At 73.1% G+C, this 18882-nt stretch carries 17 protein-coding genes and 1 pseudogene; 9 read left to right on the forward strand and 9 right to left on the reverse strand.

Annotation, left to right across the window (positions count from 1 at the left end):
- Positions 1 to 440: 440 nt before the first annotated feature.
- Both pepN and ABT300_RS19725 read right to left on the reverse strand, forming a co-directional pair.
- Positions 441 to 2933 carry an aminopeptidase N gene (gene pepN / locus ABT300_RS19720; RefSeq protein WP_351677208.1) on the reverse strand — a complete coding sequence of 831 codons (2493 nt, stop codon included), beginning with the start codon at positions 2931 to 2933 and terminating at the stop codon, positions 441 to 443.
- 125 nt (positions 2934 to 3058) lie between these two features.
- The gene (locus ABT300_RS19725) at positions 3059 to 3409 is read right to left on the reverse strand and encodes a chorismate mutase (RefSeq protein WP_351677210.1); all 351 of its coding nucleotides are present in this window, start codon (positions 3407 to 3409) and stop codon (positions 3059 to 3061) included.
- 86 nt (positions 3410 to 3495) lie between these two features.
- Here ABT300_RS19725 and ABT300_RS19730 point away from each other — a divergent pair, with 86 nt between their 5' ends.
- Positions 3496 to 4392: a hypothetical protein gene (locus ABT300_RS19730; protein WP_351677213.1), complete on the forward strand. Its 897-nt coding sequence runs from the start codon at positions 3496 to 3498 to the stop codon at positions 4390 to 4392.
- Positions 4393 to 4450: 58 nt separating this feature from the next.
- Here the strand turns inward: ABT300_RS19730 and ABT300_RS19735 are convergent, their stop codons facing one another.
- Positions 4451 to 5356 carry an SDR family oxidoreductase gene (locus tag ABT300_RS19735; RefSeq protein WP_351677216.1) on the reverse strand — a complete coding sequence of 302 codons (906 nt, stop codon included), beginning with the start codon at positions 5354 to 5356 and terminating at the stop codon, positions 4451 to 4453.
- An 81-nt stretch (positions 5357 to 5437) separates the two neighbouring features.
- Complete coding sequence (locus ABT300_RS19740; protein WP_351677219.1) at positions 5438 to 6187, reverse strand: SDR family oxidoreductase; 750 nt, start codon at positions 6185 to 6187, stop codon at positions 5438 to 5440.
- A 54-nt stretch (positions 6188 to 6241) separates the two neighbouring features.
- Here ABT300_RS19740 and ABT300_RS19745 point away from each other — a divergent pair, with 54 nt between their 5' ends.
- From ABT300_RS19745 to ABT300_RS19760, 4 genes are read left to right on the forward strand one after another with little or no spacing between them, the layout of a single operon-like run.
- Complete coding sequence (locus ABT300_RS19745; protein WP_351677220.1) at positions 6242 to 7015, forward strand: enoyl-CoA hydratase family protein; 774 nt, start codon at positions 6242 to 6244, stop codon at positions 7013 to 7015.
- Positions 7008 to 7844 (forward strand): CoA transferase subunit A, encoded by an 837-nt coding sequence (locus ABT300_RS19750; RefSeq protein WP_351677223.1) that lies wholly within the window; start codon positions 7008 to 7010, stop codon positions 7842 to 7844. The genes ABT300_RS19745 and ABT300_RS19750 overlap by 8 nt, the downstream gene beginning before the upstream one ends.
- Positions 7841 to 8560 (forward strand): CoA-transferase subunit beta, encoded by a 720-nt coding sequence (locus ABT300_RS19755; protein WP_351677226.1) that lies wholly within the window; start codon positions 7841 to 7843, stop codon positions 8558 to 8560. Before ABT300_RS19750 ends, ABT300_RS19755 begins: the two co-directional genes overlap by 4 nt.
- Positions 8560 to 9615: an NAD(P)H-dependent flavin oxidoreductase gene (locus ABT300_RS19760; protein WP_351677229.1), complete on the forward strand. Its 1056-nt coding sequence runs from the start codon at positions 8560 to 8562 to the stop codon at positions 9613 to 9615. Before ABT300_RS19755 ends, ABT300_RS19760 begins: the two co-directional genes overlap by 1 nt.
- A gap of 68 nt (positions 9616 to 9683) precedes the next feature.
- On the opposite strand, the gene ABT300_RS19765 is transcribed toward ABT300_RS19760, so the two are convergent.
- The 3 genes from ABT300_RS19765 to ABT300_RS19775 are packed head-to-tail and all read right to left on the reverse strand — an operon-like array spanning position 9684 to position 12343.
- On the reverse strand, positions 9684 to 10841 hold the full coding sequence (locus tag ABT300_RS19765) for an acetyl-CoA C-acetyltransferase (protein WP_351677232.1): 1158 nt from the start codon (positions 10839 to 10841) through the stop codon (positions 9684 to 9686).
- A 35-nt stretch (positions 10842 to 10876) separates the two neighbouring features.
- Entirely contained in the window at positions 10877 to 11539 is a 663-nt protein-coding gene (locus ABT300_RS19770; RefSeq protein WP_351677234.1) for a TetR/AcrR family transcriptional regulator, read from the reverse strand.
- 15 nt (positions 11540 to 11554) lie between these two features.
- Entirely contained in the window at positions 11555 to 12343 is a 789-nt protein-coding gene (locus ABT300_RS19775; RefSeq protein ID WP_351677237.1) for an SDR family oxidoreductase, read from the reverse strand.
- 73 nt (positions 12344 to 12416) lie between these two features.
- On the opposite strand from ABT300_RS19775, the gene ABT300_RS19780 reads away from it, so the two are divergent.
- Both ABT300_RS19780 and ABT300_RS19785 read left to right on the forward strand, forming a co-directional pair.
- Positions 12417 to 13556, forward strand: a complete 1140-nt coding sequence (locus ABT300_RS19780) for an acyl-CoA dehydrogenase family protein (protein WP_351677240.1) — start codon at positions 12417 to 12419, stop codon at positions 13554 to 13556.
- Between the two features lie 98 nt (positions 13557 to 13654).
- On the forward strand, positions 13655 to 14551 hold the full coding sequence (locus ABT300_RS19785; protein ID WP_502977964.1) for an acyl-CoA dehydrogenase family protein: 897 nt from the start codon (positions 13655 to 13657) through the stop codon (positions 14549 to 14551).
- Positions 14552 to 14631: 80 nt separating this feature from the next.
- Here the strand turns inward: ABT300_RS19785 and ABT300_RS19790 are convergent, their stop codons facing one another.
- Positions 14632 to 15123, reverse strand: a complete 492-nt coding sequence (locus ABT300_RS19790) for an FBP domain-containing protein (RefSeq protein ID WP_351677246.1) — start codon at positions 15121 to 15123, stop codon at positions 14632 to 14634.
- Positions 15124 to 15213: 90 nt separating this feature from the next.
- Here ABT300_RS19790 and ABT300_RS19795 point away from each other — a divergent pair, with 90 nt between their 5' ends.
- Both ABT300_RS19795 and ABT300_RS19800 read left to right on the forward strand, forming a co-directional pair.
- Entirely contained in the window at positions 15214 to 15783 is a 570-nt protein-coding gene (locus ABT300_RS19795) for a TetR/AcrR family transcriptional regulator (protein WP_351677249.1), read from the forward strand.
- Positions 15780 to 17045, forward strand: coding sequence for a GDSL-type esterase/lipase family protein (locus tag ABT300_RS19800; protein WP_351677251.1), 1266 nt, complete (start codon positions 15780 to 15782; stop codon positions 17043 to 17045). Before ABT300_RS19795 ends, ABT300_RS19800 begins: the two co-directional genes overlap by 4 nt.
- On the opposite strand, the pseudogene qcrB reads toward ABT300_RS19800, so the two are convergent.
- A pseudogene (gene qcrB, locus ABT300_RS19805) lies at positions 17023 to 18663 on the reverse strand (cytochrome bc1 complex cytochrome b subunit); the annotation flags it as partial. The gene ABT300_RS19800 and the pseudogene qcrB sit on opposite strands and share 23 nt — an antisense overlap.
- Between the last annotated feature and the right edge of the window lie 219 nt (positions 18664 to 18882).

An 18882-nucleotide genomic window follows, 5' to 3' on the forward strand; every position in this document is an offset into this window, starting at 1 on the left:
CCGCAGCGGGGAGGTCCAGCTTGTCGGCCGGGGCGGCGACGCGCCCGGAAAGCTCGGTGACAGGAACCCGAAAGTGGGTACTTCGGCGCGGTGCGGACGGGTGGGGCGGGTGGCGGGCGGGGGCGTGCGGGGTGGGGTGAGGCGGGTGGGGGCGTGGTGGGTGGGGCGTGCGGTGGCCGAGGGGCTGCTGGCGTGGAGGAGGGGCTCAGGCGTGTGACGGCGACCGTGCCGTCGGGTTGGACGCGGGGGAACGCTTCCTCGGACGGCTGGGTTTCGCGGTGGAGGGGCCGGGTTCTGCGGGCGCGGGGGCCGTCGGCAACCGGCGGTCGGGGCCGCGTGAAGGGGCGGTGCGGCGGGCCGAGTGGAGGCTCGGCCGGCCGTGGGTCCCCGCACGCCGGCTCGGGGTGTGCGGGGCCCTCGCGTAGGCCGTTGCCGGGGTGTCAGGCCTGGTGTGCCTCGCGTACGCGCAACGCGCGTGTCAGGTCGTCGAGTTGGTCGACGAGTTTGCGGCGCAGGGCGGGGATGGGCCTGGCGTCGGTGAGGCACTGTTCGCCGAGCCGCAGGGTGTCGGGGTCCACGGCGTGGCCGGGGAAGGCCCAGCGGCCGGCGGCGTCCGCGATGGCGGGGCCGCGGCGGGCGGCGACGGCGACGGCGTCCTGGTAGAAGCGTGGGACGTAGTCGGCGACGAGGTCGGCCTGTTCGGGCTGCCAGAAGCCCTGGGCGGTGGCGGTGAACAGGTAGTTGGAGAGGTCGTCGTCCTCGAACATGGCGGCCCAGGCGGTGCGTTTGGCTTCGGCGTCGGGCAGGGCGGCGCGGCATCGGGCGGCGCCTTCCCGGCCGGTGGCGGAGGGGTCGCGGTCGAGTTCGGCGGTGATGGCGGCGTCGTCGATCGCGCCGAGGACGGCGAGCCGGGCGAGGACGCGCCAGCGCAGGTCGGGGTCGAGTTCGGGGCCGCCGGGGACGGTGCCGTCGGCGAGCCAGGCGGCGATGGTCTCGGGGTGGGCGGCGACGGCGATGAAGTGGCGTACGGCGATGAGGCGCAGGCTGGGGTGGTCGCCGTCCTCGGTGCGGCGGATGAGGTCGCGGCAGAGCGCGGAGAGGGCGGCGAGGGCGGCGGGGCGTTGTTCGGGGGTGGCGTAGCGGTCGGCGGCCTGGCTGGAGGCGAAGGTGAGGACGCCTTGGACGAGGGCGAGGTCGGTCTCGTGCGGGAGGTGGGCGCGGGCGGTCTCGAGGTAGGCGGCGGGGGCGAGTTCGCCGTCGCGGACGGCGTCGCGCAGGGCGTTCCAGACGACGGCGCGGGTGAGCGGGTCGGGCAGGCCGCTGAGGCGGGCGCGGACGGTGTCGAAGGATCCGGGGTCGAAGCGGACCTTGGCGTAGGTGAGGTCGCCGTCGTTGAGGAGGAGCAGGGCGGGGCGTTTGCCGAGGGGTTCGGGTGCGCTCTGCGGGATGTCGATCTCGAGGCGTCGGCGCCGGGTGAGGTGGCGTTCCTCGTCGGCGAGGTCGAGGTCGTAGAGGCCGACGGCGACGCGGTGGGGTCGGCTGCCCTGGTGGTCGACGGTGAGGGTGTGGTCGCCGTTGGAGCCGCTGACGGTGGGGACGAGGGTGTCGACGCCGGTGGTGCGCAGCCAGGCGTCGGCCCAGGCGTGGACGTCGCGGTCGGTGTGGGCGGCGAGGGAGTCGATGAAGTCGGCGAGGGTGGCGTTGGCGAAGCGGTGTCGGGCGAAGTGGGTGTTGATGCCGGCGAGGAAGTCCTTCTCGCCGAGCCAGGTGACGAGCTGGCGCAGTGCGGAGGCGCCCTTGGCGTAGGAGATGCCGTCGAAGTTGAGGAGTGCGGAGGCGGTGTCGTCGACGTTCTCGGGGGCGACGGGGTGGGTGGAGGGGCGCTGGTCGGCGTCGTAGCCCCAGGGTTTGCGGACGACGCCGAACTCGGTCCAGGTGCCGTGGAAGCGGGTGGCTTCGGTGAGGGTCTGGTAGCCCATGTACTCGGCGAAGGACTCGTTGAGCCAGATGTCGTCCCACCACTGGAGGGTGACGAGGTCGCCGAACCACATGTGGGCCATCTCGTGGGCGATGACCATGGCGCGGGTCTGGCGTTCGGTGTCGGTGACGGCGGAGCGGTAGACGAACTCGTCGCGGAAGGTGACGAGGCCGGGGTTCTCCATGGCGCCGGCGTTGAACTCGGGGACGAAGGCCTGGTCGTAGGAGTCGAAGGGGTAGGGCTCTTCGAACTTCTCGTGGTAGCGGTCGTAGCAGGCGCGGGTGATGTCGAGGAGTTCGTCGGCGTCGGCGTCGAGGTAGGGGGCGAGGGAGCGGCGGCAGTGGAGGCCGAAGGGCAGTCCGCGGTGTTCGGTGCGCACGGAGTGCCAGGGGCCGGCGGCGACGGCGACGAGGTAGGTGGAGACGAGGGGGGTGGGCGCTGCCTGCCAGCGGCCGTCGCCGAGGTGTTCGGTGATGCCGTTGGCGAGGACGGTCCAGGCTTCGGGGGCTTGGACGGTGAGTTCGAAGACCGATTTGAGGTCGGGCTGGTCGAAGGCGGCGAAGACGCGTTGGACGTCCTCCATGAACAGTTGGGTGTAGAGGTAGGTCTCGCCGTCGGTGGGGTCGGTGAAGCGGTGCATGCCTTCGCCGGTGCGGGAGTAGCGCATGCTCGCGTGGACGCGCAGTTCGTGCTCGCCGGCGGTGAGGCCGGTCAGGGGGAGCCGGTTGTCGTCGAGCGTCTGGGGGTCGACGGGCTCGCCGTCGAGGGTGACGGAGTGCAGTTCGGCGGGCCTGATCTCGACGAAGGTGTCCCCGTGGGTGCGTGCGGCGAACCGGATGACGGTGCTGGACTCGAAGGTCTCGTCGCCGGTCGTCAGGTCGAGCTCGATGGTGTAGCGGAGGACGTCGAGGAGTTTGGCACGGATCTGCGCTTCGTCGCGCGTCAGTACGGACATGAACGACATGCTGCCTGATGCCGCTGGCCGGGCACAGGGGCGGATCGGTACGCGCCCTATGTCCGTTCTCGCGCCGGAGCGCCCGTCCGGTGGGTCCGGGTGCGGTCCCGGGTCCGGGGGCCGGGTCAGTGGCGTGGGGGCGTGGCGGTGTCCTCGGCGATGCGCTCGTGGTGGCGGATGACCTCGGCGATGATGAAGTTGAGGAACTTCTCGGCGAAGGCGGGGTCGAGCTTGGCGCTCTCGGCGAGGGTGCGCAGTCGGGCGATCTGGCGGGCTTCGCGGGCCTGGTCGGCGGGCGGGAGCTGGTGGCGGGCCTTGAGGTGGCCGACCTGCTGGGTGGCTTTGAAGCGTTCGGCGAGCATGTGCACGACGGCCGCGTCGATGTTGTCGATGCTGTCGCGCAGCCGGGCGAGCTCCTCGCGGACGGCGGGGTCGACGTCGCCGGCGCCGGGCGTGCGGGTGTTGCTGGTGGTCATGGGCGATCACCCTAGGGCATGTCCGGACGGGCTTCGCGGGCTGCCCGTACAGTGGAATCGGGTCCTCGGCGTGTTGGGGGTGCGGCGTGGCGAACGGCGGGCCGGTCGAGCACGGTTACCCGCATCTGGAGACGGTGCGGGCGGCGGTGACGGCGTTGTACAGGCGGTTGTCGTACGACACGATCCACCGGTTCGCGACGAGTGTGGCGCCGGCCGATGTGGCGTTCTGCGACACCGACGATCTGCATCTGGGGGCGCAGCGGGTGGCGCGGGAGCTGGTGCGGCACTACCGGTTGCCGGATGCGCGGATGGTGGTGGCGTTCCGGGAGATGGAGCATGCGGCGCACATCGAGCTCGCGGCGGGGCCGGAGTACTTCGTCGAGCTGAACGATCGTTTCCGTGACCATCGCCGGGACATCGGTGCGGCGCTGGCGCACGAGATCATGCACGTCTATCTGCACCGGTTGGGGTTGTCGTTCGCGGGGACGCGGGACAACGAGATCCTGACGGACACGGCGACGACGTATCTGGGGGCGGGTTGGCTGCTGCTGGACGCCTACCGGGTGGACGGGGTGTCGTCGCAGAAGCTGGGGTATCTGACGCCGGAGGAGTTCGGGTACGTGCTGGCGAAGCGGTCGCTGGTGTTCGGTGAGGATCCGTCGGCGTGGTTCACGAGTGCGCAGGCGTACGAGGCGTACGGGCGGGGTCTGGAGCGGGCGCGGTGCGACGAGCGGGAGCCGCCGCTGACGGCGGCGGGCTGGGCGGGGCGGCGCCGTTATGCCCGTGACCGCCGGCATGCGCAGGGTGTTCGGGCGGGGTCGGGGGATGCGGGCGCGCCGTATGCGTTCGTGCGTGATCCGCAGGGGCCGTTGCGGGTGATGTTCGCGTGTCCCACCTGTCGTCAGCGGATCCGGGTGCCGGTGCGGGGGCGGGTGCGGGCCCGTTGTGGGTTGTGCAGGACCGTGCTGGAGTGCGACACGTGAGGTGGGGTGCGGTGCGGTCGCGGGCGGATACGGCCGGGTGGGCGTCGGTGTGCGCGGGTCATGCGCCGTAGACGCGTCCGGGTGGTTGCGCGTCCGCGAGGAGCTTGCGTGCGGTCTCTCCCGCCTCGGCGGGGCTGCGGCGTCTGCCGGTGTCCGCTGTCGGGCCGGGCCGCCAGCCTTCCATGACGGTGATCCGGCCGCCCTCCGTCTCGAAGACGCGGCCGGTGACGCCTTCGCTGGCGGTGGAGCCGAGCCAGACGACCAGGGGGGAGACGTTGCCGGGGGCCATGGCGTCGAAGCCGGTCTCGGGGGCGGCCATGGCGGCGGCGAAGGTGTGTTCCGTCATGCGGGTGCGGGCGGCGGGCGCGATCGCGTTGACCTGGACGCCGTAGCGGGCGAGTTCGGCGGCTGCGACGAGCGTGAGTCCGACGATGCCGGCTTTCGCGGCGCTGTAGTTGCCCTGCCCGACCGAGCCGAGCAGTCCCGCGCCGCTCGCGGTGTTGATGACGCGTGCGTCGGGGGTGCGGCCTGCCTTGGTCTCGGCGCGCCAGTGTGCGGCGGCGTGCTTGAGGGTGAGGAAGTGGCCCTTGAGGTGGACGCGCAGGACGGCGTCCCAGTCGTCCTCGTCGAGGTTGACGAGCATGCGGTCGCGCAGGAAGCCGGCGTTGTTGACGAGGGTGTCGAGCCGGCCGTACGTGTCCAGGGCGGTCGTCACGAGGGACGCGGCGCCCTGGGGGGTGGCGATGTCGCCGCCGTGGGCGAGGGCGGCGCCGCCGGCCGCGCGGATCTCGTCGGCGACCTGCTGGGCGGGGCTGTCGGGGCCGGGTGCGCCGTCGAGGCCGACGCCGAGGTCGTTGACGACGACCCGGGCGCCCTCGGCGGCGAAGGCGAGGGCGTGGGCGCGTCCGAGGCCGCGTCCGGCGCCGGTGACGACGACGACCCGTCCGTCGCAGATCCTGTTCATCGCAGGTCTCCTCTCACGTCTCTCACGTCTGTCAGGTCTCCCACGTCTCTCACGTCTCTCAGGTCAGGTCTTTCAGGTCTCTCAGGTGTCTCGGGTCGTCCTGTCGGCGGTGGCGGCGTCGAGGAAGGCGGGGCGTTCGCCCCCGCCGTGCAGGAGCAGGCTCGCTCCGCTGATGTAGCGGGCCGCGTCGGAGGCGAGGAAGACGGCCGCGTCGCCGACGTCGTCGGGGAGGGCGAGCCGGCCCAGCGGGACGGTGCGGGCGACGGCCTCGACGCCGTCGTCGTCGCCGTAGTGCAGGTGGGTGCGCTCGGTGTGGACCATGCCGACGACCAGGGTGTTCACCCGGATCTCCGGCGCCCATTCGACGGCCATGGACCGTGCGAGGCTCTCCAGTCCGGCCTTGGCGGCGCCGTAGGCGGCGGTGCCGGGTGAGGGGCGGCCGCCGCTGACGCTGCCGATCATCACGATGGAGCCCCGCGTGCGTCTGAGGTGGTCATGGGCGGCGAGGGACGCCGCGAGCGGGGCGAGGAGGTTGAGCTCGATCACGCGCGCGTGCCGGTGCGCGTCGGCCGCGGCGAGCGGCCGGTAAGGGGCGCCTCCCGCGTTGTTGACGAGGACGTCGAGCCGGGGCAGCCCGGCGAAGAAGGCCGTCACGGCGTCGGCGTCCCGGACGTCCAGCGGCGCGAAGCGGGCTCCGGGGATGGGGGCGTCGGGCGGTCGGCGGGCGCAGACGACGACCTCGGCGCCGGCGCGCGCGAGGGAGCGCGCGATGCCGGCGCCCACTCCCCGGGTGCCGCCGGTGACGACGGCGACCTTCCCGTCCAGCTTCATCGGCTGCTACCTTCCACCTAACAAACGTTTGGTGGAAAGGTAGCTGATGCTTCCATGGGTGTCTCCACCTCGTCCCCGGAAAAGGGGGCGGACAAGGCAATCGCGCTCGTCACGGTCGACTTCCCGCCGGTGAACGCCCTGCCGGTGGACGGCTGGTTCGCCCTGGCCGAGGCCGTGCGCGCGGCCGGCCGCGACCCGGGCACGCACTGCGTGGTGCTGGCAGCCGAGGGGCGGGGCTTCAACGCGGGGGTCGACATCAAGGAGATCCAGGCGCGGGGGCCGGGCGCGCTGATCGGCGCCAACCGGGGCTGCTTCGAGGCGTTCGCGGCGGTGTACGAGTGCGAGGTCCCCGTCGTGGCGGCCGTCCAGGGGTTCTGTCTGGGCGGCGGCGTCGGACTCGTGGGCAACGCGGACGTGATCGTGGCGAGCGAGGACGCCGTGTTCGGGCTGCCCGAGCTGGACCGGGGCGCGCTGGGCGCGGCCACCCATCTGGCCCGGCTCGTGCCCCAGCATCTGCTGCGCGCCCTCTACTACACCTCGCGCACGGTCACGGCGGCCGAGCTGCACGCGCACGGCTCGGTGTGGCGGGTGACGCCCCGCGGCGACCTGCGCGCGGCCGCGCTGGAGCTGGCCGGGGAGATCGCCGCGAAGGACGGCGAGCTGGTGCGTCTGGCCAAGGCCGCCATCAACGGCATCGACCCGGTCGACGTGCGTCGCAGCTACCGCTTCGAGCAGGGGTTCACCTACGAGGCGAGCGTCGGCGGAGTGGCCGACCGGGTCCGCGGCGCCTTCGGCGGGGCCGCACGGGAGGAGCGCTCGGGTGAGTGACAAGACGATGAGCGCCGAGGAGGCCGTCTCCCGTCTGGAGAGCGGCATGACCCTCGGCATCGGCGGCTGGGGGTCGCGCCGCAAGCCGATGGCGCTGGTGCGTGCGCTGCTGCGGACGGACGTCACCGACCTCACGGTGGTCTCGTACGGCGGCCCGGACGTCGGCATGCTCGCGGCGGCGGGGCGGATCCGCAGGCTGGTCGCCGCCTTCGTCACCCTGGACTCGATCCCGCTCGAGCCGCACTACCGGGCGGCCCGCGAGCGGGGGGCGCTGGAGCTGACGGAGGTCGACGAGGCGATGTTCCTGTGGGGGCTGCGCGCAGCGGCGCACCGGCTGCCGTTCCTGCCCGTGCGGGCGGGTCTCGGCTCCGACGTGATGCGGGTCAACCCGGGTCTGCGGACGGTGACGTCGCCGTACGAGGACGGGGAGACGTTCGTGGCCATGCCCGCCCTGCGGCTGGACGCGGCGCTGGTGCACGTGAACCGGGCCGATCGGCTGGGCAACGGGCAGTATCTGGGCCCGGACCCGTACTTCGACGATCTGTTCTGCGAGGCGGCGGACACGGCGTACGTCAGCTGCGAGCGCGTCGTCGACACGGCGGAGCTGACGAAGGAGGCGCCGCCGCAGTCGCTGCTGATCAAGCGGCACACGGTGACGGGGGTGGTGGAGGCTCCGAACGGGGCGCACTTCACGTCCTGTGCGCCCGACTACGGCCGGGACGAGGCGTTCCAGAAGCGGTACGCGACGACGCCGTGGGCGCAGTTCTCGGCCCGTTGTCTCGCGGGGGACGAACAGGCGTACCGGTCGGCGGTCGGGGAGGACTCATGAGCGGGGCCACGCGTGCCGAGTACTGCGTGATCGCCTGCGCGGAGGCCTGGCGGGACGCGGGCGAGATCCTGGCGAGCCCCATGGGGGTGATCCCCTCGGTCGGCGCCCGGCTCGCCCGGCTCAGCTTCTCGCCGGATCTCCTGCTGACCGACGGCGAGGCGCTGATCGTGCGTCCGGACGGGACGACGGAGGGCTGGCTGCCCTATCGGCGGCATCTGGAGCTGGTCACCGGCGGCCGGCGGCACGTGATGATGGGCGCGAGCCAGATCGACCGGTACGGCAACCAGAACATCGCGTGCGTCGGCGACTGGGCGAAGCCGGTGCGGCAGCTGCTGGGCGTGCGCGGTGCGCCGGTCAACACCCTGAACAACCCGACGAGTTACTGGATCCCGAAGCACTCCAGGCGGGTGTTCGTCGCGAAGGTCGACATGGTGTGCGGCGTGGGGTACGACCGTGCGGCCGGGGCCCGGCATCATCGCCTGGGGCGGGTCGTCTCCGACCTCGGCGTCTTCGACTTCGCCACGCCCGACCGGTCGATGCGGCTGGCCTCGCTGCATCCCGGGGTGAGCGTCGAGGAGGTACGGGAGGCGACGGGGTTCGATCTGGCCGTCGCGGACGAGGTGCCGTACACCCGTGAGCCGACCGCTCAGGAGCTGCGGCTGATCCGTGAGGTGATCGACCCGGGCGGCGCGCGGGCCCGGGAGGTGGCGCTCTGATGGAGACGGCGTTCACCCGGCTGGTCGGGGTCCGTCACCCGATCGTGCAGACCGGCATGGGATGGGTGGCGGGTCCGCGGCTGGTGTCGGCGGCGGCGGACGCGGGGGCGCTGGGCGTCCTGGCCTCGGCGACGATGACCCTGGACGGGCTGCGGTCGGCGGTGCGGGAGGTGAAGTCGCGCACGGACGCGCCGTTCGGGGTGAACCTGCGGGCCGACGCGGCGGACGCCGGGGACCGGGTCCGGATCATCGTCGACGAGGGGGTGCGGGTCGCGTCGTTCGCGCTCGCCCCTTCCGCCGAGCTGATCGCCGCGCTGAAGGAGGCGGGGGTCGTGGTCGTCCCGTCGGTGGGGGCCCGCCGGCACGCCGAGAAGGTCGCGGCGTGGGGCGCGGACGCGGTGATCGTGCAGGGCGGCGAGGGCGGCGGCCACACCGGCGAGGTGGCGACGACGGTCCTGCTGCCGCAGGTGGTGGACGCGGTGGAGGTCCCCGTCGTGGCGGCGGGCGGCTTCTTCGACGGGCGAGGTCTCGCGGCCGCGCTGGCGTACGGGGCGGCCGGCGTGGCGATGGGCACGCGGTTCCTGCTGACGTCGGACTCGCCGGTCCCGAAGGCGGTGAAGGCGCGGTATCTGGCGGCGACGGTACGGGACGTCACGGTCACCCGGGCGGTGGACGGCCTGCCGCACCGCATGCTGCGCACCCCGCTGGTCGACGCCCTGGAGGACGCGGGCCGGGTCCGGGCGCTGCTGCGGGCGGCGCGGCACGCGGCGGGCTTTCGCCGGGTGTCCGGTCTCACCTGGCGGCAGATGGTCCGCGACGGTCTGGCGCTGCGGCACGGCAAGGACCTCGCCTGGAGCCAGGTGCTGCTGGCCGCGAACACGCCGATGCTGCTGAGGTCCGCGATGGTGGAGGGCCGCCCGGAGGCGGGTGTGATGGCCGCCGGGCAGGTCGCCGGAGTGATCGACGACCTGCCGTCGTGCGCGGAGCTGGTGGAACGGATCATGAAGGAGGCGCAGGACGTGCTGACCGCCCTGGACCGGCTCGCCGCGACGTGAGGGCCGCCGCGGGCGGGCCCGTCCCGCGGTGACGTCCGCCGCGGGCGGGCCCGCCCCTCAGCCCGCCGTCAGAGCCGCTCGATGATCGTCACGTTGGCCTGGCCGCCGCCTTCGCACATCGTCTGCAGTCCGAACCGGCCGCCGGTGCGCTCCAGTTCGTGCAGCAGCGTCGTCATCAGCTTCGCGCCGGTCGCGCCGAGGGGATGGCCGAGGGCGATCGCGCCGCCGTTGACGTTGACCTTCTCCGGGTCCGCGCCGGTCTCCTTCAGCCAGGCCAGGACGACGGGCGCGAACGCCTCGTTGATCTCGACGAGGTCGAGGTCGTCGATCGTGAGGCCGGTCTTCTTCAGGGCGTGCGCGGTGGCCGGGATCGGGGCCGTCAGCATGCGGACGGGGTCCTCGCCGCGCACCGAGAGGTGGTGGACGCGGGCCCGCGGCCGCAGCCCGTGTTCGCGGACGGCGTCCGCGGAGGCCAGCAGCAGCGCGGCCGCGCCGTCGGAGACCTGCGAGGAGCAGGCGGCGGTGACGGTGCCGCCGTCGATGACGGGCTTCAGCGCGGCCATCTTCTCCAGGGAGGTGTCCCGGCGCGGCCCCTCGTCGGTCGTGACGTCCCGGTAGGCGACGGTCTCGCGGGCGAAGCGGCCCTCGTCGATCGCGCGGACCGCCCGGCGGTGCGAGCGCAGGGCGAACTCCTCCTGGTCCTGCCGGCTGATGCCCCACTTGGCGGCGATCATCTCGGCGCCGGCGAACTGGTTGACGGGCCGGTCCCCGTAGCGGGCGCGCCAGCCCTCGCTGCCCGCGAAGGGGCCCTGGGTGAAGCCGAGGGGTGCGGCGGCCTGCCGGGTGGCGAAGGCGATCGGGATCTGCGACATGTTCTGCACGCCGCCCGCGACGACCAGGTCCTGGGTGCCGGACAGCACGCCCTGGGCGGCGAAGTGCACGGCCTGCTGCGAGGAGCCGCACTGGCGGTCGACGGTCACGCCCGGCACCTCCTCGGGGAGTCCGGCGGCCAGCCAGCACGTCCGCGCGATGTCCCCGGCCTGCGGGCCGACCGTGTCCAGGCAGCCGAAGACGACGTCCTCGACGGCCGCCGGGTCCACGCCCGAGCGGGCGACGAGCTCCTTCAGCACATGCGCGCCGAGGTCCGCCGGGTGCACGCCGGACAGACCTCCTCCCTTACGCCCGACGGGCGTACGGACCGCTTCGACGATGTAGGCCTCGGCCATGGCAACTCCCTCATGCAAAGGGGCACGTCAGTGGACTATTCACGGACGGCGATGCCGTCCAGCACCATCGACAGGTACTGGCGGGCGATCTCCTCCGGTCTGTGCTGCCCGCCGGGCCGGTACCAGGACGCGGCGACCCACACCGTGTCGCGGACGAACCGGTAGGTGAGACGGACGTCGAGATCGGCCCGGAAGACCCGGGCCCCGACGCCGCGTTCCAGCGTGGAGAGCCACGCCGTCTCGAACCTGCGCTGCGAGTCGGCGAGGAACGCGAACCGCTCCTGCGCCACGAGCTGCCTGCTCTCCTTCTGGTAGATGGCGACGGCGGCGCGGTGCCGGTCGATCTCCCGGAACGACTCGATGACCAGCGCCTCGAGAGTCTCGCGGGGGCTTAGCCGGGCGGCCAGGACGGTGTCGTAGCCGTCCCACAGCTCGTCGAGGAAGCTGCGCAGGATCTCCTCGAGCATCGACTCCTTGGAGTCGAAGTGGTAGTAGAGGCTGCCCGCGAGCATGCCCGCGTGGTCGGCGATCTTGCGCACGGTGGTGGCGTTGTAGCCCTGCTCGGCGAAGACCTCGGCGGCGGTCTCGAGGAGTTCGCGGCGCCGGGCGGGCGCGGCGGTCACCTGGGGCTTCTTCTTCCCAGCGGGCTTCTCGGCGGGCTTCGCAGCAGGCTTGGCGGGAGGCTTCGTAGGAGGCACGCGTCCATTGTCGTCCTAGGGATGCTGGCCGCTGACGGAGACCACTTCGCCGGTCATGTACGAGGAGTAGCCGGATGCGAGGAACACGATGACGTTGGCGACCTCCCAGGGCTCGGCGTACCGTCCGAAGGCCTCGCGCCCGGTGAGCTCCTCGAGCAGCTCGGCGGAGGCGACCTTCACCAGGTGCGGGTGCATGGCGAGGCTGGGTGAGACGGCGTTGACCCGCACGCCGTAGGAGGCGGCCTCGATCGCCGCGCAGCGGGTCAGCGCCATCACGCCCGCCTTCGCGGCGGCGTAGTGCGCCTGCCCTGCCTGGGCGCGCCAGCCGACGACGGAGGCGTTGTTGACGATGACGCCGCCGCCGGTGTCGCGCATCCGCCGCAGGGCGGCCCGGGTGCAGCGGAAGGTGCCGTTCAGCGTGACGTCGAGGACGCGTGTCCACTGTTCGTCCGTCATGTCCGCGAGGTGCGCGGCGCCTCCGAGGCCGGCGTTGTTGACGACGACGTCCAGCCTGCCGTGGGCGGCGACGGCGGCGTCGAACAGGGCCTGCACCTGGTCCTCGTCGGTGACGTCGCAGGGCAGGGCGGCCACCGAGGCCGGCCCGAACTCCTCGGCCAGCGCGCTCTCGTGCGCCCCCAGCCGCCGGGTGTGGGCGTCGCTGATCAGCACGCGGGCCCCCTCCTCCAGGAAGCGGCGTGCGACGGCTCCGCCGATGCCGGCCCCGGCCGCGGCGGTGACGACGGCGGTGCGCCCCCTGAGCAGCCCGTGACCGGGCACGTATGCCGGACTCTCGACGACTGTCATGGGGCCACGCTAACCTACCAAACACTTGTTAGGGAAGAACGGTCCCGCGAGAACCACCCGTAGGAGAGCGCCCGTGGATCTCACGCACTCCCCCGCCGACGAGGCGTTCCGCGCCGAGGCCCGGGCTTGGCTGCACGCCCATGTGCCGTCCGAGCCGCTGCCCTCGCTGGAGACCGCCGAGGGCTTCGCCGCGCACCGCGCGTGGGAGGCCGAACTGGCCTCGGGCGGCTGGTCGGCGGTGAACTGGCCGCGGCGGTACGGCGGACGCGAGTGCGGCCTGGTGCGCTGGCTGCTCTTCGAGGAGGAGTACTACGCCGCGGGCGCCCCGGGTCGGGTCGGCCAGAACGGCGTGAGCCTCCTCGCGCCGACCCTGTTCGCGCACGGCACCGAGGAGCAGCGCGCGCGGGTGCTGCCGGCGATGGCGCGCGGCGAGACCGTCTGGGCGCAGGCCTGGTCGGAGCCGGAGGCCGGTTCGGACCTGGCGTCGCTGCGCGCGCGGGCGGTGAGGGTCCCCGGCGGCTGGCGGCTCAGCGGCCAGAAGACCTGGTCCTCGCGCGCGGCCTTCGCCGACCGGGCCTTCGGCCTGTTCCGCAGTGACCCCGAGGCCCCGAAGCCCCATCAGGGGCTCACCTACGTCATGTTCGACCTGCGGGCGGAGGGCGTCACCGTCCGCCCGATCGGCCGTCTCGACGGGAAGCCGGCGTTCGCCGAGCTGTTCCTGGACGAGGTGTTCGTGGCGGACGAGGACGTGATCGGCGAGCCGGGCCAGGGCTGGCGGATCGCGATGGCGACAGCGGCCGACGAACGCGGGCTGACGCTGCGCTCCCCGGGCCGCTTCCTCGCGGCGGCCGACCGGCTGCACGCGCTGTGGCGGGACCGCGGCAGTCCGCAGGGCGCGCGGGCGCGGGTCGCCGACGCCCTGATCGGCGCCCGCGCCTACCAGTTGGCCACCTACGCGACCGTCTCCCGGTTCCTCGGCGGCGAGCGCGTCGGCGCCGAGGCGAGTGCGAACAAGGTCTTCTGGTCCGAGTACGACATCGCCCTGCACGAGACGGCGCTGGATCTCCTCGGCGAGGAGGGCGAGTTCGCCGACGAGGAGTGGTCGCAGCGCTATGTCTTCGCGCTCGCCGGGCCGATCTACGCGGGCACGAACGAGATCCAGCGCGACATCATCGCCGAGCGTCTGCTCGGCCTGCCGAGGGGGCGCCGGTGACGCTCTCGCCGCACATCCCCGCGCCCGCGGCGCCCGAGCCCGCGCCGCGCTTCCTCCTCGACGCCGAGCAACGGGCGTTCGCCGGGTCGCTGGGCGCGATGCTGTCCGCGGCCGGCGTGCCGGCCGTGATCCGCGACTGGAGCCGCGGCGATCGGGCGGCCGGGCGGGCGCTGTGGTCGCGGATCGCCGCGGCCGGCGTCTTCGCGCTGGCGGTCCCTGAGGCGTACGAAGGACTGGGTCCCCGGCCCGTCGAACTGGCCGTCGCGTTCGTGGAGTTGGGGCGGTACGCGGTGCCCGGGCCACTGGTGGAGACGGTGGCCGCGGCCGCGGCTCTCGGCGCGCCGGGCCCGGCCGGGCGGTTCCTGCCGGGTCTCGCCTCGGGCGAGTCGATGGCGACGCTGGCCCGGGAGGGCGGGTACGCCCTGGACGGCGACGCGGCGACGGCACGGCTGGTGCTGGCCGGGGACGGGCTGCGGCTCGCGCCGGGGCACGGTCCGGTCCGCGCGTGCCTGGACCCGGCCCGCCGGCTCACCCGGCTGCTGCCGGGCGGCGAGCTCCTCGACCCGGACCCGCCCGCGGACGGCGCCCTGCTGTGGGCGCGGCTGGCCACCGCCGCGCAGGCACTGGGCGTGGGGCTCGCACTGCTGGACCGGACGGCGGGGTACGTGCGGCACCGACACCAGTTCGGGGCGCCCATCGGATCGTTCCAGGCGGTCAAGCACCGGCTGGCGGACGCGAAGATCGCGCTGGAGTTCGCCCGTCCCCTGGTGCTGGGCGCCGCGGTGACGATGGCCCCGGCGGACGTGGCCGCGGCGAAGGTGAGCTCCTGCGAGGCGGCGTACGCCACCGCGCGCACCGCGCTCCAGCTGCACGGCGCGATCGGCTACACGGCGGAGTACGACCTGTCGCTGTGGCTGACCAAGGCCCGAGCGCTGCGCACGGCGTGGGGAGACCCGGACGCCTGCCGGGCGGAGGTGCTGCGCGGCCACGCCTGAAGTGCCGACGGGGGCTGGCGCGGCCCCCGGCACGCCGCACGCGGGCGAGGGCCGCCTGACGGCAGGCGGCGGACGGACGGTCAGCCCGTGACCTGGGCGACGAACGCGGCGAGGTGGGCGACCGTCCGCCCGATCCTCTCCTCCAGCGTGATCGTCTCGTGCAGCCGGGCCCCGGCGCCCGCGTCCCGCTTGCCCCGCACGTACAGCGAGCAGGCGAGGTCGCTGCAGATGTAGGCGCCCACCGAGTTGCCCTGCTGGCCGGCGCGGCCGGCCTTCGGCGCGACCATCAGCGAGACGCCGCCGGAGTGGGTGGTCAGGCACAGCCGGCACATGCTGCGCCGGGACTGCCCGGGGCCGGCGGCCGAGGTGCGCATCGCCAGGGCCGTCAGCCGGCCGTCGAGCTCCGCGACGAGGTAGGCGCGGTCGGGGGCCTGGGGGTCGCGCCAGCCCAGGAAGTCCAGGTCGTCCCACGGGCGATCGGCGAGGTCGCGCGGCACGGACAGGCGCTTGGCGTCGCCCTTGGTGCAGTTCACGAACGCGGCGCGGATCTCTGGTTCGGTCAGCGGCTTCATATAAGCGAGGCTAATTTGCCTAAAGATTTTAGGCAAATGCATAATAGGTTAGGGCCTGGGGTAAGGCGTCGACGGGAAGGGCGGACGGACATGGGGCGGGTCGGACTGACCACGGAGCGCCTGGTGCGGGCGGGTGCGGAGCTCGCCGACGAGGCCGGCTTCGAGGAGGTGACCGTCTCGGCGCTGGCCCGGCGGTTCGACGTCAGGGTGGCGAGTCTGTACTCGCACGTGAAGAACTCGCAGGACCTCAGGACCCGGATCGCGCTGCTCGCCCTCGAGGAGCTCGCGGACCGGGCCGCCGACGCGCTGGCGGGCCGGGCCGGAAAGGACGCGCTGACCGCGCTGGCCAACGTCTACCGCGACTACGCACACGAGCACCCCGGCCGCTACGCCGCCGCCCAGCTGCGGCTCGACCCGCAGACGGCCGCCGAAAGCGCCGGCGTCCGGCACGCGCAGATGACCCGGGCACTGCTGCGCGGCTACGACCTGGCGGAGCCCGACCGTACGCACGCGGTCCGGCTGCTCGGCAGCGTCTTCAGCGGTTACGTCGGCCTGGAGCTGGGCGGGAGCTTCAGCCACAGCGCGCCGGACACGGACGAGACCTGGGCCCGCGTCCTGGACGCCCTCGACGCCCTGCTGCGCAACTGGCCCGCCGCATGAGCCGCGCGCCCGGGCCGGCCTGGGTCACGACGCCGGTCACCGCCGATCTGCTGCGCGGGGCCCTCGACGTCGAGCGCACCGAGCACGGCGTGCTGCCGCACCGGCTGCCCGCACGCGCGCGTGCCCAGTGCGCCGACCCGCAGCTCGCCATGGCCGAGTCCCAGCCGTCGGGCGTGCGGCTCGTGTTCCGCAGCGGGGCCACCGCCGTCGAGCTGGACGTCCTGCCCACCAAAAGGGTCTACGTCGGCGGGCCGCCCCGCCCGGACGGCGTGTACGAGCTGCTCGTCGACGGCCGTCCGCTGAGGGCGGCCAGTGCGACGCGGGGCGGCCGCGTCCAGACCGTCGACCTGGTGGCGGGTACCACCGACACGCGTTCCGGTCCGGTCGCCACCCTGCGGTTCACGGACCTGCCGGCCGGCGTCAAGGACCTGGAGATCTGGCTCCCGCACGACGAGAGCGCCGAACTGGTCGCCCTGCGCACCGACGCCCCGCTGACCGCCGCCCCCGCGTCCGGCCGCCCGGTCTGGCTGCACCACGGCAGCTCGATCAGCCACGGCTCGGACGCCGTGCGCCCCACCGCGATCTGGCCCGCCCTCGCCGCCTCGCTGGCCGGGGTGGAGCTGATCAACCTGGGCCTGGGCGGCAGCGCACTCCTCGACCCGTTCACCGCCCGCGCGCTGCGGGACACCCCGGCCGACCTGATCAGCGTCAAGGTCGGCATCAACCTGGTGAACCTGGACCTGATGCGGCTGCGCGCCTTCGCCCCGGCCGTGCACGGCTTCCTCGACACGATCCGCGACGGCCGTCCGAGCACGCCCCTGGTGGTCGTCTCACCGATCCTGTGCCCGATGCACGAGGACACGCCGGGCCCCACCTCGCTGGACTTCGCCTCCGCGGCCGCGGGCAGGGCGCTGTTCCAGCCGATGGGCGACCCGGCCGAGGTGGCGTACGGGAAGCTGACCCTGCGGGTGATCCGCGCCGAACTGGCCCGGATCGTGGCCGAGCGGGCCGCCGACGACCCGCATCTGCACCACGTCGACGGCCTCGACCTCTACGGCCAGGCCGACGCCGTCGGGACGCCGCTGCCCGACGGCCTCCACCCGGACGCGGCGGGACACCGGCTGATCGGCGAACGCTTCGCGCAGGTCCTCACCGCCCGGCTCCCCGGCCTCCCCCGTCTCCCCCACGGCCCGCACGATCCCCATGCCCCGCACGATCCCCGTGCCCCGCATGACTCCCATGACCTCCGTGGCCCGCGGTGAGCTCGCGGTACTCCTCGGGCGTCGGCTTGGGGATGCGGCTGTCCGCCCCGAACATCGCCCCCGCCAGCCGCGCCCGCACCCGCTGGGACACGGTGACCGGCCGCCGCACCCCGTTGTGGTCGACGAGCGGCCCGATCTCGTACGGCGGGTGCTGCTCGTGCTGGGTGAGGGTGAACAGCCGGTCCCGGCTCAGGGGTTCGTGGTCCTCGACGTACTCGCCGTGCGGCAGGCGTCTGATGACGCCCGTCTCCCTGCCGTGCAGCACCTTGTCACGGTCGCTGCGCTGCAACCCGAGACAGATCCGCTTGGTGAGCGTGAACGCGACGACCGGGGCGACGAACACGGAGATCCGCACGAACCAGGTGATCGCGTTGATGGACAGATGCAGATGCGTGGCGACGACGTCGTTGCCGCCGCCGATCAGCAGCACCGCGTACAGGGTCAGCCAGGCCACGCCGAGGCCGGTGCGCACGGGGGCGTTGCGCGGCCGGTCGAGGATGTGGTGCTCCCGCCTGTCGCCGGTGATCCACGCCTCGACGAAGGGATAGACCCCGATGGCGAGCAGGATCAGCGGGAACAGCGAGAACGGGATGAGGACGCCCAGCTCCAGCGTGTGGCCCCAGGCGTTGATCTCCCACCCCGGCATCACCCGGATCAGCCCCTCGGAGAAGCCGAGGTACCAGTCCGGCTGGGCTCCCGTCGTCACCAGGTCCGGGCGGTACGGCCCGAACGCCCACACCGGGTTGACGCTCGCGATCCCGCCCATCACCGCCAGCACGCCGAAGACCAGGAAGAAGAACCCGCCGGCCTTCGCCATGTAGACCGGCATGAACGGCATGCCGACGACGCTCTTCTGGTCGCGTCCTGGTCCGGGGTACTGGGTGTGCTTGTGGAAGAACACCAGGACGAGGTGGGCGACGACCAGCCCCAGCATGATGCCGGGCAGCAGCAGGACGTGGATCGGGTAGAACCGGGCGATGATGTCGTGCCCCGGGAACTCGCCTCCGAAGAGGAAGAACGACAGGTACGTGCCGACGACCGGGACGGACAGGATCGCGCCGTCGGCGAACCGCACGCCGGTGCCGGAGAGCAGGTCGTCGGGGAGCGAGTAGCCGGTGAGACCGGTGAGGATGCCGAGGAACAACAGCAGCCAGCCGAACACCCAGTTGACCTCGCGCGGCTTGCGGAACGCGCCGGTGAAGAACACCCGCATCATGTGCACGAGCATGCCGGTGACGAAGACCAGCGCCGACCAGTGGTGGATCTGCCGGATGAGCAGCCCGCCGCGCACGTCGAAGCTGATGTCGAGCGTCGACTCGTACGCCCGCGTCATCGTGATGCCGTTGAGGGGCGCGTACGAGCCGTGGTAGACGACCTCGGCGCTGCTCGGCTCGAAGAACAGGGTGAGATAGACGCCGGTGAGGATGAGGATCAGGAAGCTGTAGAGACAGATCTCGCCCAGCATGAAGGACCAGTGGTCCGGGAACACCTTGCGCAGGTTGGCCTTCGCCAGCGTGTACAGCCCGAGCCGTTCGTCCGCCCAGTCCGCGACCCGCTCGCCCCTGCCCGCCGGATCCCTCGGCCGCCGCGAACTCCCTTCGTCCGCCGCGCTGTTCACCGATCCCGCGTACTCGCCCATACGTCGCCGCCTCCCCGTCGGATCTTCCTCAGGGTGGCACGGACGGCCCGTCGAGCCAACGGTGCGGACGGTCACGGACCGTCGACGCGGGATCACATGCGTACAGAGGCGACGGCGCCTGCCCAGTCGTCCGGGCGGGGACTGTGGGCAGGCGCCGGCGGTGTTGCGCACGCCGTTGTACGGGAAGTATAGGAGATC

The sequence above is a fragment of the Streptomyces sp. NPDC001027 genome (assembly GCF_040299045.1).
Lineage (GTDB): Bacteria > Actinomycetota > Actinomycetes > Streptomycetales > Streptomycetaceae > Streptomyces.